The organism is Flavihumibacter stibioxidans (assembly GCF_014332695.1).
Classification (GTDB): domain Bacteria; phylum Bacteroidota; class Bacteroidia; order Chitinophagales; family Chitinophagaceae; genus Flavihumibacter; species Flavihumibacter stibioxidans.
Genome location: NZ_MBUA01000012.1, coordinates 463,832 through 478,171 on the forward strand (window position 1 = coordinate 463,832; position 14,340 = coordinate 478,171).

Below are 14,340 nucleotides of genomic sequence, written 5' to 3' on the forward strand. Positions count from 1 at the left end.
ACTTGCAGATATGAAGCAATCCTTCATTTTCATATCCCTTGCATGTTTCATGTGTATTAATTCAAGCTGCAACACTATGCCTGGACTATCCTTTGTTCCCGCCATTCCGGGTTACCATAATAACCCGGCATCAACGATCCTGCTCAAAAAACCACTCAGGGAAATCTCTGGGATCAGCTATCACGGTTACAACAAACTGGCAGGCATCAATGATGAAGACGGGATACTTTTTTATATCGATACCCAAACCGGCCAGTATACGAAAACAACCTTCGGGGAAAAGGGCGACTATGAAGATATTGTCCGGACGCCGGCAGGCTATTTTGTGTTGGAAAGCAACGGCACCCTTCACCAACTGGATGGCATTTCGGGAAAGGAACTTGCCATTTTCCATCACGACTTTCCGAAGTTTACAGAATTTGAGAGCCTCTGTTACAATGCCAGGTCCAACCAGTTAATCCTGATTTGTAAAACCTGCGGACCCAATGAACCCTTTATCCATGCCTGGAGCTTTGACCTTACATCAAACAGTTTCCGCAATGACCCGGTCTTCTCCATCGCCTTTACGGATATCCGCCGGCTTGGGAAAGATGACACGATAGAATGCCAGCCTTCCGCTGCGGCTTTCCACCCTATAACCAACCAGTTGTATATCATCGCTTCACTTGGGAAAGTGTTGATACAATGCAAACCCGATGGAACACCAGAGGCTGTTTATGGCATCAACGCTGACCTCTTCCAGCAACCGGAGGGCCTTTGCTTTGCCCCAAATGGCGACCTCTTTATCTGCAACGAAGGCCGGCAGTCAAAAGCAAGCCTGTTGTATTTTCCTTATCAGGCAAGCGATGCCCGAAGAGACTAACTGACCAGATATTATGAAACGATACCTGCACAGACTCTTCCCTTTTATAATGGCCCTGGTGGTTAGCATCACAGCCCATTCGCAGTCTGATTCCCTCCTGATGCGTTTGGTTTTCATCGGAGATGCAGGTGAAACACAGAATGACCGGCACCCGGTTATGGAAGCACTGGTTAAACAATCAGCCACCTGGAACAGGAAAGCCAGTTACCTTTTTTTCATGGGAGATAATATCTATCCCCTCGGACTACCCGAACAAGCCTCCAAACATTTCCCTGAGAAAAAAGCCATTCTTGACAAACAATGGCAGGCGGGACTCCTTGCAGCGGAAAATCTCGTGTTTATTCCAGGCAACCACGACTGGGCCAAAGGCCGAAATTACGGATGGGAACAGGTCAGACAGCAGGCAAGCTATATTGAAAGCCTGAACAACCACCGCATCCGTTTTCTGCCTGCAGATGGTTGTCCCGGCCCCGAAGAAATCAATTTAGGCAACTCGGTTACTGCAATCCTCCTGGACAGCCAGTGGTGGCTGCAGCAGGAAGGCCGGCCTGGAGTCGCCAACGACTGCGAATGCAAAACAGAAGAGGAAGTGCTGTTGCGGCTGAATGATATTCTCTACCGCAACAGGAACAAACTGGTGTTGTTTATTGCCCACCACCCATTTATGTCAGATGGTATTCACGGCGGGTACTACACACTCAGGCAGCACCTGTTTCCATTTACGGAATTCAATCCCAGATTATACATCCCCCTGCCGGTCCTGGGGTCACTTTATCCGCTGCTTCGCGGCGGACTGGGTAATATCCAGGACCTGAAACATCCCCGCTATAAAAGCATGATCGAAGGGATCGATTCCCTATTGAATACCCACCCATATTGTATCCGGCTTGCCGGGCATGAACATGGGCTTCAACACCTGGTGAAAAACGGCAGGCAATATTTTGTAAGCGGCTCAGGCTCTAAATCCACCCGGTTGAGAAAAAGGGAACATACCCGGTTCAATGCTGCACATTCCGGCTATGCCTATATTAATATCTGGCAAAACGGAAAAATTGAAATGGTCTTCGAAGGGGTCAATGATACCAGTTCCACCACCCTTTACTCCACCAACCTGCCAGTCTTCCCCTTTCACGAAGACACTGTCAGAGTCTCCCGGCGCCCAAACTTTCCGGATTCCGTTGAAGTTGCGGCCGCCCCATATTTCAGGGCAGGAAAATTCAAACAGTGGCTGCTTGGAACCAATTACCGGCAGGAATGGACAACTGCGGTGAGGGTGCCGGTCCTGGATATAACCCGGTTTGGCGGCGGGCTGACACCCACCAAAAGAGGGGGTGGAATGCAATCCAGGTCCCTCCGGCTGGAAGATGAATCAGGCCGTGAATACGTGTTGCGCAGTATTGAAAAATACCCCGACCGGACCCTTCCGGAAGAACTTCGCCAGACCTTTATCAAAGACGCAGTGACAGATGGCATTTCCGCATCCTATCCTTTTGCGGCATTATCTTTACCGCCATTGGCTGACGCAGCTAAAATACCCCATTTAACACCCAGCTTGGTTTTCCTGCCCGATGATCCGGCATTGGCAGAGTTCAGGCGGGATTTTGCCAATGCACTCTATCTTTTTGAACCAAGAGAACCAGATCCTGACAATAAAACCACCAGTACGGACAAAGTAATTAAGGCACTTGCAAAGGATAATGACAACAGGGTAAACCAGGAGTCGGTCCTAAAAGCAAGATTGCTGGATATGTTCATCATGGATTTTGATAGGCACGACGACCAGTGGCGCTGGCTCGAAAAGGCAGGTCCGGATGGAAAAATCTTTAGCCCCGTTCCACGGGACCGCGACCAGGCTTTTTTCACCAACGACGGCCTCCTTCCCTGGCTTGTCAGCCAACCCTGGCTCCTGCCAAAATTCCAGGGCATCAGGCCAAAAGCTAGAAATATCAGGACCTTCAATTTCAACGCCCGGTATTTTGATCGCAGTTTCCTGACTGAACCTGATGAAAAAACCTGGCAGAAACACATTGATGAGCTCCTGTCACAAATGACCGACAGCGTAATTGATCTTGCCCTTTCCCGGCAACCATCGGCCATTCGCGGACAACATGCAGCCGATATCAGTCGCACACTTAAAGAACGCAAACTGTATTTCAATGCTGACGCCTTGGAATATTACAGGTTTCTATCCAACACCATTGAGATTGCAGGTTCCGATAAAAGGGAATGGTTTGACCTGGAATGGAAAGAAGACGGGCACCTGCAGCTAAGGGTTTTCAAAGTCAATAAGGCAGGCAACAGGAGTGATACACAATATGAAAGATTGATTACACCCGGACTCACCAGGGAGATCAGGTTATACGGACTCAAGGGTGATGATATCTTCCGGCTCCGGGGTAAGGCCGGCCAAAGCCCCCTGATCCGAATTATTGGCGGTGGCGGAAAGGACACCTTAATAGCAGAACAGGAAGGACTTAGAAAAGGAAAGGTAAAATGGTATGATCTCTTATCCGAAGGAAATATTCTCTCAGGACCTGCCAAAATCCGTTCAAAACATACAGGCAATCCAAAAATCAACCAGTACGAAAGGAACAATTTCCGGTACAATAAAACAGCTCCTCTTCTTTCCATTACCTATAACCGGGACGATGGCCTATTCCTGGGGGGTGGCATCAGAGCCACGAGGCATGGATTCAGGAAGGAGCCCTATTTATGGCAGCAAAGCTTTCTTGCCAGTTATGCAGTGGCAACCGGTGCCTATAATTTCAGGTATCAATTCGATGCACCCCGGTTCAGGCTGCTGGCTAATATAAAAGCGCCCAATAACACCCGGAATTTCTTTGGAAACGGAAATAGAACAAGCTTCAGCAATGAGGGGCCTGAGAAAATATGGTTTTACCGAAGCAGGTTCAACCTGGTGGAACTGGCGGCCCTTTATAAGATCAGCCCTCATACCAAACTCAATATCCTCACAGGCCCAATATTTCAGTATTACCAGATTGACATCGATGACAACATAGGAAAATTCATCCTGGATCCGGGAAGCGGACTTGACCAGGAATTATTAGTCAAACCCAAATCATACCTGGGCTGGCAAATCCAGGCAGTTGCAGATAACAGGAACCATTCAGAAATGCCATCCCGGGGTTTTCGGTGGGACGGTTTTATCCGTTGGGTAAACGGCCAGAACAGGTACGCTTACTCCTTTACCCAGATACAAAGCAGCCTGGCTTATTATATCAGTACCACTGCTGCTGCCAAACTGGTATTGGCCGGCCGAATCGGGGCGGGCACCAATACCGGCCGATATGAATTTTTCCAGGCTCAGACCCTGGGCGGATCAGAAAACCTCAGAGGATACCGGAACTTCCGATTTGCCGGATCCGATATGGCCTTCCATAACCTTGACCTGAGGCTGAAACTGACAGAAATCAACGGATATATTATCCCGGGAACATTGGGTATGCTGTTCTTCCATGACATCGGCAGGGTTTGGCAAAAAGGGGAATCATCCGGCAGATGGCATAATGGCTATGGAGCAGGTCTCTGGTTGTCTCCAGCCGGCCGGGTTGTTATAACAGCCAGTTATGCGAGATCAAAGGAAGGTGGACTGCCTTTTATTACCCTGGGCTTCCAGTTTTGAGCGGATAAATTATTTGGAAACTAAAATTTCCGGCTTCCGGATGGCATCGTATTTCCGGTCAGCCTTATCCATATTGATGCCCACCCTTAAAGCCTGCAGCCCTACAACACCCTGTAACTCTTCCAGTTCAAGTTGTTCGAGATCGTATAACAGCAGTCCCTGGTTTTGCAGAAATTCAATAAAATCAAGATATTCGGCGGCATCCCTGGTCTGGGAGAACACTATAGCCAATTTACCGGGTTGCGTAAGACGTTCATTGGTTCCCCTGACATGCACCTTATCAATCCGTTTTTTGATGATTTCATAACGGATATTATAGGCGCCATCCACATCGAATTTCCTTTCGGCAGTCCTGAAACTGATTGAAATAGGAAGTCCATGCGCCAGTATCAGCTGGGTGGTTTGCAAACGGGTCAACAACCGGTCCTGTAACTGGTGAACCATTTGGGCAGCCCTCGCGAGGGTAGTCATCTGCCACATTTTAAGGTTCTTCAGGTAAAACGTATCAAATGGTTTTTCCGGGCTGATAGACTGTCCGATATACATGTTGAAGTCGACGCCGTCGGTAACAAACCTTTCAAAATAATGCGGATAGATCTTCTGGGCAAAGTCCTGCTCCGTATCCATAAACCGGGCAAGTTCCTGGTTGATAAGTGTAATACTTTCTTCAAAATCCTGGCGGTGATCTACCCTGAGCCTGATCTTCGGGTCGACCCTGGTAAAATATTCATCCACCTTTCCGGACAATTCCGGCACTACCAGCCGCAGGTGCTCCAACAATTCCACCACTTCATTCCGGAGGAACAAATCAATCGTTACTTCATCCCCAGAGAATAGAATATTGGAAACATTGTACTGGTATTTTTCAATACGGTAAGCAACCTCCTGAAGCAGCGGCATGGTTACCTTATCCTGTGCCACCCGGATGATTTCCCCGGCATGGGTCAGCTGTTCCAGCAAATCCTGCTGGATGGCATTATTCCTTTCAACCGTGGAATTCCGGATATCAATGGCCCCATAAAGGGGAAATACATTTTCAAATACGATAGGCTCGATCTTAGCTTTTATCCCCTGCTTTTTGTTGATCAGGTAATGAAGTGCGGCATCGGTAAACTTCCATTCCACCGAAGCCTGTACTGCGGTAAAATGTTTTTTGATTACTTTATCAACCTCATTATCAAGAGCTTCTGCAGCTTTTTCCAATGCAAGCACAAACAAGGGAAGGGATGGAGATACCTGCGACAAATGATGGCGTTGCAAAATTCCGGGGTTCCTGTGCACGGCAGACATAACGCCAATCAGTTTGCCATTGCTTTTAAGGGGAAAGAAAGCGGCACTGTGGTAACCCTGCCCGAAAACCCTGCCCAGCATAGGCAGACCAGTCAAATCGTCCTCATTGATGGTCTCAAACAGGACAGGCATATCGCTGTCCCGAAAAAGATCAATGAACACTTTGCACAATTCCAGCCTTACCGTTTTGCCATTTACCGGCTGGAGAAGCATGCTGTGATGCAGGTACTGCTCAGAAAATACATAATGATCGTTTACCTGGAGAAAGGGAGTAAGTCCCATTTTAACATCAGCCACACCGATCAGTGCCTGCATTTCATTTTCCAACTGGTGGAAAACAACCGAATCATCAAAACTGTGCTGTTCCAGCAGGATGTTCTTAATATTGTTGATGACCTCACGCTGGGTTACATCCTTGATCCTGGCAATGGAAAGCCCTTCAAACCGGAACAGGTGGAGCGGCAGCATTTGCTGCAGGCTTTGATTTCTCATTACCTCTTCCACATTACAGCAATGAATCTGCTTTTTGATATCAGGTAAGTCACCTTCAGCTATGACATCCATAAATGTCGGATCAAGGTCCAGTTCAAAATAATTCACCAATCCGTTAACCGGATTGGTGAATTTTATTATGCTGGTAACATTGCCGTCAATTTTTTGGCCATAGAACTTTGAAAGGATCAATTTATAGGCCGTAGAGCACTTTTCATCATTCAGGTGCTGTTCCGCCAGTTTAACCGGCAGGTGTTTCAGTAAGCCTTTTTCATCCAGGAACTCACGGCTGAACCGGGTGCTGGAATAGATGATGTCCTGGCTGAACGGAACAGCTACCGCGTAAAGATCGTCCTGGTCGGAAAATGAAACAGGGAAAAGTGTGGTCATCAGCATTTCGACCCATTCCTGGTGCTGGTCCAGCATACTTAAATCGTCGATGGGATCCAGCAATTCCGGATGCAAACGGATTCGATCCAATAGATTCCGGTATAATTTCCGGGTTCCGGGACGACCTTCAGCTGCATTTTTCTTCCACGCTTCAACAAGTGGTCCGAAAGACAACCTGCTTTTTATTTCAACCTCACCCTGGAGAACTGCTTCCATTTATCAATGATTTTAGCCCTTGGGCCGGACTGCAAAGTTAGCAAATCCTAAATCATTGGAATAAAGGTTTCATCATACATCCACATCAGGATGGGCTTACCGCTTTTATCAATCATATTACCCACACGATCAAGCATTTTGGGGGAAACGGAAGGGCAACCCTCACTTTGCCAGATGGGGAAATTGGTTTCTACGTCAGGAATGGTCCCCATGGCATGTAATACAATGTAACGCTGCAAAGCTTTACTATTGGATGATTCCAGTCCGTGAAGGCGATAGGAAAGCCCGAAACTTCCATTATAGGACTTGCCTACCTTATAGATACCTAGGGAACTGCAATTACTTCCCGGAACGTTGGAATATTCCTTGTCAAGGTTCAGCCTTTCTCTTCCTCTTCCCTGGGCAACCAAAGAGCTTTTTTCAACCTTCATGGTTTTCAGGTTCACGATGAAAAAACGGTTTTTGTTCGACTTGACGCTCATATCCAACAGGAAAGCATATTGGGTATTGTAACCACCTTTTCTGGCCATTTCAGCAAGCTTCTTTGCCTTCTTCATCAGATCCAGGTAGTTGGCTTCGTCGTTGCCGATCTCCGCTGAAAAACCATCCCAGAATGGAGGGATATATTTGTACAGGTCTGACTTCACTTCAGTTTTCCCCCTGAAACTCAGGGTTTTTTCTACTTTTTCCACCTTTTCCACCTTTGCTTCTGCTGCGGTATTCACTACAACATCTGCGTTATTGGATATGACCATCGCTTCATCACTATCGTGGGGGAACTTCTCATTTTCATGCGGAAATTTCTCGTCATCACGGGGGGTGAGGGTATTCGAAGTATTTACAGCATATTCCGTTGTCTGGTAATTGATGACGGTACGGCCGGTTTTCCGGCTTTGAAGGGCAACCGGGAGCTCAGGACTGGGCACATTAACCTGGGGTCGGGGACGATAGGTTTCAGGTCGAACCGCAATCTTTTTTGCAGCAGTACGGGCTGATGCCATGTAGGGATGAAGCTCCGGTGAAGCTTCTGCTTCAATTGCTTCTTCCGGGCTGGAATCTTCCGGCTCATCCAATACCAGGTCTTTAACGGCATCCATCATGGAATTGGCCGTTATTTCCAACATTGATTCTTCTGTTTTGCTTTTCTCTGAACGGGATTTTTTCTTCTCGGCCTCTTTTTTCAGTTGCACAGCTGCAACCTTGTTTATTATTGCGATTTTGGCTGGAGTTTTAATTTCCAGGCCAGGGATATTGGATTTTTCATAGTTAAGCAATCCTGTGGTGCCAGACAGTTCTTGTTTGGATTGCCCGTTGAGATCAGAAGAAAACAGTTCAAATGGCTTTAGGTAAGCCATCGTCAGCAGCAGACAGCCGCCGATACCAGCTACGTATAGCTTTGTTTTCATAAGGGTAGACATTTTCGTTTTAATAGAATGCGGATCAAGTAATAAAAACGAAAAATATCAGCTTTTATGCTGTGCCACAACGTATTTATGCTGAGGAAATGTCCCATAGTAAGAATACTACAAATAATAAATAATTGGTTTTCAGCTAATTATACAATTAAGCTTCGACGAACGGACATTTATTTTCGATGAATGTACGGTATTATTTCAGCAGATCCTGCCAAAATACCCTATTACCCCTGAGTAGTTTTGACCGATTTTTTTGCCATTTGCTTCCTGTAGAACCTGCAAATTTCCTGTAAACCACAGGATTCACATTTGGGGGCTCTTGCGGTACAAACATACCTTCCATGGAGGATCAGCCAATGATGGGCTTTATGAATCAATTCTTTTGGCAACCGGCTGATGAGTTGTTTTTCTGCTGCCAGCGGAGTTTTGGCATGAGTTGTTAGCCCGATTCTTTCCGACACCCGGAAAACATGGGTATCCACCGCCATATTGGGCTGTGCGTCAATAACGGATGTGATTACATTGGCAGTTTTACGGCCAACTCCCGGGATTTGCACCAGTTCTTCCACGGTCATAGGCACTCTTCCGTTGAATTTCTCTTCCAGCATTTTGCCTAATCCAACCAGGTGTTTCGCTTTATTATTTGGGTAGGAAATGCTCCTGATAAGGGAAAACACCTCTTCAACTGAGCTGTCGGCCAGGCTTTTAGGGTTGGGAAACCGCTCAAAAAGTGCCGGGGTGGTCAGGTTTACTCTTTTATCGGTGCACTGTGCAGATAAAACAACGGCCACCAATAGCTGAAACGGGTTGTCATACAACAATTCCGTTTCGGCATCGGGGGCCTTTTGTTGAAAATACTCGATTAATTTCTGGTAACGTTCTTTTGTGGTCATGCGCCTGTTTCCACCACTTCCCTGGCGTAATTCAGCACATTCAGCACCACTTCTACACGAGGTGATTCGAGCGGCTGTTCCAGGCCTTGAATGGATTCCTGCAAAACTACAAAACTCTCACGGAGATCGTAATCCTGCTTCAGGGCTGCCTCAATTGCAGCGTTTTGTTCGGGGGAAGTCTCTTTGTAATAATAAAGAAGTAAATCTTCCTGAGTAAAGATTGACATAAGCAAACCATTTATTTGTCCAGTAAATAATACCCGGGGTCCAGTCCGGGGTTTCGTCCATTACTATAAACGGGTTCTTAAAAAGATTATTGCCTTAACCAAAAAATAATTTACCCAGACAACTAATCTTCCATAATATACAGGTCCTCATTGTCGCGCTTCATACGATAGCGCTCCCTGGCATATTTCTCCAGCAAGGCTGGATCAGATTGTAATTTATCAAGCTCCTTGCGGGTTTCAGCAATCTGTTCTTCGTAATAAACCTTACTTTTTTCGAGATCCCTGAGTTCATTCCGATAACGGAAATGCGTGGTAATGATATCCCTGTCATCGAAAAAAAACATCCAGACTACAAATACTGCCAGTGAAAGCAGGTATTTGTTTTTGAGGTAACCGGGGATATGGTTGAGGATGGATTTCATGCAAGGGAATTAAGAACCAGAGGAGAGGGAGGAATAGTTGACCCTTGCCAGTCTAGTCCTCCTTCCCTCTTAATTCTTTATGATCATTTTCCGAATGTAAGATTTTTCGGATAAACCGCAGTTTCAGCCAGCATTTCTTCGATGCGGATCAGTTGGTTGTACTTGGCCATACGGTCGGTACGGCTGGCAGAACCAGTTTTAATCTGTCCGCAGTTCAGGGCAACTGCCAGGTCTGCTATGGTTGTATCTTCGGTTTCACCACTACGATGGCTCATAATAGTATTATAACCATTGTGTTGTGCCAGGGTAACCGCATTAATGGTTTCGGTAATGGTTCCAATCTGGTTCACTTTCACCAACAGGGCATTCCCGATTTTTTTATCGATACCCTGCTGCAGGCGCTCCACATTGGTAACAAATAGGTCATCACCCACCAGCTGGCACCTGGAACCAACGGTTTCAGTGAGTGCCTTCCAGCCATTCCAGTCGTCCTCAGCCATCCCATCTTCAATGGAAGCGATGGGATATTGTTTCACCCAGCTCTCCCAGTATTTCACCAGTTGGTCGGGACTCATCTTCTTACCATCGCTCTTGTGGAACACATATTTTTTGGATTTGGCGTCCCAGAGTTCGCTGTTGGCGGCATCCATGGCGATCATGATCTGTGAACCGGTCTTGTATCCGGCAGCAGTGATCGCTTCCAGTACAGTTTCAATGGCTTCTTCATTGCTCTGGATATTCGGTGCAAATCCGCCTTCGTCACCCACGTTGGTGCTGTACCCTTTTTTCTTCAGTACACCTTTCAAAGTGTGGAAGATCTCCACTCCCCAACGCAGGCCTTCGGAGAAATCAGGAGCACCTACAGGCATGATCATAAACTCCTGGAAATCAATCTTGTTATCAGCGTGGGCACCACCGTTCAGGATATTCATCATGGGAACAGGCAATGTCTTCGCATTGGTACCGCCAATATAACGGTATAGGGGCAAGCCGGCTTCGATGGCAGCGGCTTTGGCAGCAGCCATACTAACCGCCAGCAGGGCGTTGGCGCCGAGTTTTCCTTTATTGGGAGTTCCGTCAAGCTGGATCATCAGGTTGTCGATACCGGCCTGGTCAGATACATCCCACCCCAGTAATTTGTCTGAAAGGATGGAATTCACATTCTTAACCGCTTTTAAAACACCCTTTCCGACATATTTTTTCTTGTCGTTGTCGCGCAGTTCCACGGCCTCATGGATGCCGGTGCTGGCACCACTTGGAACGGCTGCACGGCCAAGTGCGCCTTCATCTGTAATAACATCTACTTCTACTGTTGGATTCCCGCGGCTGTCGAGGATCTGCCGGGCATGTACTTCGGAAATGTAGCTCATTTTTTTAGCTTGTTTGGTTTTGAGATCAGTGTGTGCACAGCAAGCGGTAACAAATGTAGGTCAATAGGTCAATAAGTCAATGGGTGAATGGAGTCTTCCTCACTTTCCGCCTAAAGCTTCATAAATCACATCCTGCACTTTGGGCCTTACACTCATTCGGAGGAATTTATTGGGATCACCATTGTTATTCACCCGGTTACTGAGGAAAATATAGGTCAGGTTGTTTTTGGGATCTATCCACACACAGGTACCCGTAAATCCTGTATGCCCGAATGTTTCTGGTGTGGCCATGGCCGAAGGGTAGGGTTCCTTGCGGGTGGCATTGTCTTTTTCCGGCTTGTCAAAGCCAAGTGCCCGGCGGCTGATATTACTGGCGTACACGGTAAACATCTCAACGGTGGACGGCTTGAAAAACTGTTTCCCATTGATCACACCCTTATTGAGCAGCAATTGTGACAATACTGCCAGGTCATATGCACTGCTGAACAAACCGGCATGGCCAGCTACTCCGCCAAACATTGCCGCACCCGGATCATGCACATCGCCCTGGATCAGCTGTTTTCGGAAAACGGGTTCTTCTTCCGTAGGGGCCATATAGCCAGCAGGAAATCTTTTGCGGGGTGTAAAACCCGTGGATTGCAGGCCCAGTGGCGCATAGAAGGTTTCATAGGCATACTGATCGAGTGTTTTACCCGATATAGCCTCCACTACCTTACCCAGAAAAATAAAGTCATTGTCGCTGTACACATATTTTCCGGAGGGGCCAAGGTCACTCTTTAGTATCCGCCTGTACAGGGTATCGGTCCAGTCGTTGCGTAAATACAGGTTCTCTGCCACTCTTACCGAATAAGCGGAATCAGGCTTGAACCTGTAAATCGAGCCGTTGGGAGTCCCATCTGCCGGATCAATGGTTTCGCGGTAGAAGGGAATATATGATTTTAGTCCGGCTTCATGCAGCAGGATATTCCGGATTACCAGGGGGGCCTTATCGCTGCCCTGGGTCCAGGGAAGGTAATCACCTAAAGTCCTGTCCAGGTCCAGGCGGCCTTCATCCACGAGTTTCATGACCGACAGGGTTGTAGCCATCACTTTGGTTACAGAAGCCATATCAAACATGGTTTCACAATACATGGGGGTTGGATCCTTATAAGTGTAGGTTCCAAAGGATCTTTCGTAGGCAATTTTTCCATCACGGGCAACCAGCACCACGCAACCCGGAATGGCTTTCTGCGCGATGGCATCCAGACAGATGGAGTCGATAGCCTGCAATTTGTTATGGTTCAATCCCACATTACCCGGCCAGGTTTCAGGCAATACCCGCTGGTGCACGATGCCAGTTCCGGATGCCAGCTGTTCGCAAACGGTTACCGGCAGTTTTCCTTTGGGACTGATCTTGCCGTTCAGCAGGTCCGCAGCTGTTTGCTGGGTGATCGGGTCGTCGTCATAGGCAGCCACCAACACACGGTCGGAACAGGTATTGGTGATGGCATATGGATTTCCGAAATAGATGGTAACTGAGGAGAATGCCTGCTGGATATGGTTGGCCAGATGTATGGCAGGGGCACTGATACCAAAGTTTTTTGCGGGTACGCGGCTGTAGCCGTGGAAGCCGGTAACCACCACATCATACCGCCCCATCATAAATTGAACCAGCGCATTTGCCTGGTTTTCATCCATTCCATAATCAAAAAAGAAAGTGTGGGCACCATAATCTCTCCGCATCCTGTCAGAAAATGCATTGTCTTTTTTCAATCCGATTCCAACATAGGCCACGCGGCGGGAAGTCCCCGGCTGAAGAGGGAATACGCTGACATTATTATTTCTCAGCAAGGTGATTGCCTGCTCCGCCACTCTCTGGCGCATTGCCGGAACATCCTTATTCAGGTCTGCCGTAAGATTATGGTATTCAATAGGTTTCCAGTTTGCCAGCCCGTATTCATATTTAGCCCTCAGGATTTTTTTAACCCGGGCATCGAGCTCTTTCCAGCTTACTTTTCTTTTCCGGATTGCCTTTTTGATGGCTGCGATACTGCCGGGAATATCTCCAGGCAAACAAAGCATGTCGTTACCTGCAATCACCGATTCGGCGGATGCCTCTCCTTTAGGGAAAAACTTGGCCACCCCCTGCATTTCAAGCGCATCGGTAAATGTGAGTCCCTGGTAGCCCAGTTCTTTTCTGAGCAGGCCTTTAATATTTTTGGCAGAAAGCGAGGTGGGCCGGTTAGCCCTTTTGTCAATGGATGGTATGGAGAGATGGGCAATCATAACGCTACCCACCCCGGCTTTAAATAATTCACGGAAGGGATAAAGTTCCAGCGAATCCAGCTCAGCGCGTGTTTTATTGATAACCGGCAGGTCCAGATGGGAGTCAACCGATACATCCCCGTGACCCGGAAAATGTTTGGCGCTGGCCATTACCCCGTTATCCTGCATGCCTTTCATATACTGGATACCCAGTTCCGTAACCCGGTACTTATTCTCACCGAAGGAACGTTCGTTGATGACCGGGTTCGCCGGATTGTTATTTACATCCACCACCGGTGCAAAATTCACCTGGATACCGGCCCGGCGACATTGGTCTGCGACGATGCGACCATACTCATACATTAAGGATGGGTCCTGAATGGCACCGAGCATCATCTGCCGGGGAAGTGATTGTACGCTGTCGAACCGCATACCCAATCCCCATTCTCCGTCAATGGTCACCAATACTGGTGTTTTGGCGATGGATTGCAGGTAATTCACCCGCTGCGCCTGCTGCAGGGGGCCACCCTGAAAGAGGCAGACCCCACCCACATTGTATTTAGTGATGGCTTCCTGAACCTCTTTGTCGTAGAAGATTGGCTGGCCGTTTCGCATGGAGGATACCCTTACGACCATTAACTGTGCGATTTTTTCATCCGGACCAAGGGTCCTGAACACACTATCCACCCATTGATCTGCACTAAGGCGACTGCTTTTCTGCGCCGAAACAGTTGCCACAATGGCCAGGAGGGAAGCAAACGCTAACCAGAGCTTTTTCATACTTATTTACTGTTGAGCAACTAAGATAAAAAACTCTAATCCAACAGAAAAAAAGATAAACCCGCAAATTCCTGCAAATTTCACCCGTCGGGTGGC

9 protein-coding genes are annotated in these 14,340 nt (G+C 47.6%); 2 read left to right on the forward strand and 7 right to left on the reverse strand.

The window, feature by feature from the left end; translation table 11 throughout:
• The first annotated feature begins 76 nt into the window (after window positions 1-76).
• The gene (locus BC349_RS09160; RefSeq protein WP_187256440.1) at window positions 77-862 is read left to right on the forward strand and encodes a hypothetical protein; all 786 of its coding nucleotides are present in this window, start codon (window positions 77-79) and stop codon (window positions 860-862) included.
• Window positions 863-875: 13 nt separating this feature from the next.
• On the forward strand, window positions 876-4,505 hold the full coding sequence (locus tag BC349_RS09165; protein WP_187256441.1) for a BamA/TamA family outer membrane protein: 3,630 nt from the start codon (window positions 876-878) through the stop codon (window positions 4,503-4,505).
• Window positions 4,506-4,514: 9 nt separating this feature from the next.
• Here the strand turns inward: BC349_RS09165 and BC349_RS09170 are convergent, their stop codons facing one another.
• From BC349_RS09170 to BC349_RS09200, 7 genes are all read right to left on the reverse strand, one after another.
• Window positions 4,515-6,893, reverse strand: coding sequence for a hypothetical protein (locus tag BC349_RS09170; protein ID WP_187256442.1), 2,379 nt, complete (start codon window positions 6,891-6,893; stop codon window positions 4,515-4,517).
• A 47-nt stretch (window positions 6,894-6,940) separates the two neighbouring features.
• Window positions 6,941-8,299, reverse strand: coding sequence for a murein L,D-transpeptidase catalytic domain-containing protein (locus BC349_RS09175; protein WP_187256443.1), 1,359 nt, complete (start codon window positions 8,297-8,299; stop codon window positions 6,941-6,943).
• Window positions 8,300-8,532: 233 nt separating this feature from the next.
• Complete coding sequence (nth, locus tag BC349_RS09180; RefSeq protein ID WP_187256444.1) at window positions 8,533-9,201, reverse strand: endonuclease III; 669 nt, start codon at window positions 9,199-9,201, stop codon at window positions 8,533-8,535.
• Window positions 9,198-9,428: a hypothetical protein gene (locus BC349_RS09185; RefSeq protein ID WP_187256445.1), complete on the reverse strand. Its 231-nt coding sequence runs from the start codon at window positions 9,426-9,428 to the stop codon at window positions 9,198-9,200. The genes nth and BC349_RS09185 overlap by 4 nt, the downstream gene beginning before the upstream one ends.
• Window positions 9,429-9,550: 122 nt before the next feature.
• Window positions 9,551-9,850, reverse strand: a complete 300-nt coding sequence (locus BC349_RS09190) for an FtsB family cell division protein (protein ID WP_187256446.1) — start codon at window positions 9,848-9,850, stop codon at window positions 9,551-9,553.
• Window positions 9,851-9,933: 83 nt separating this feature from the next.
• The gene (gene eno / locus BC349_RS09195) at window positions 9,934-11,220 is read right to left on the reverse strand and encodes a phosphopyruvate hydratase (protein WP_187256447.1); all 1,287 of its coding nucleotides are present in this window, start codon (window positions 11,218-11,220) and stop codon (window positions 9,934-9,936) included.
• Window positions 11,221-11,319: 99 nt separating this feature from the next.
• A complete protein-coding gene (locus tag BC349_RS09200; protein WP_187256448.1) occupies window positions 11,320-14,244 on the reverse strand; it encodes a serine hydrolase domain-containing protein in 2,925 nt (974 codons plus the stop codon).
• Between the last annotated feature and the right edge of the window lie 96 nt (window positions 14,245-14,340).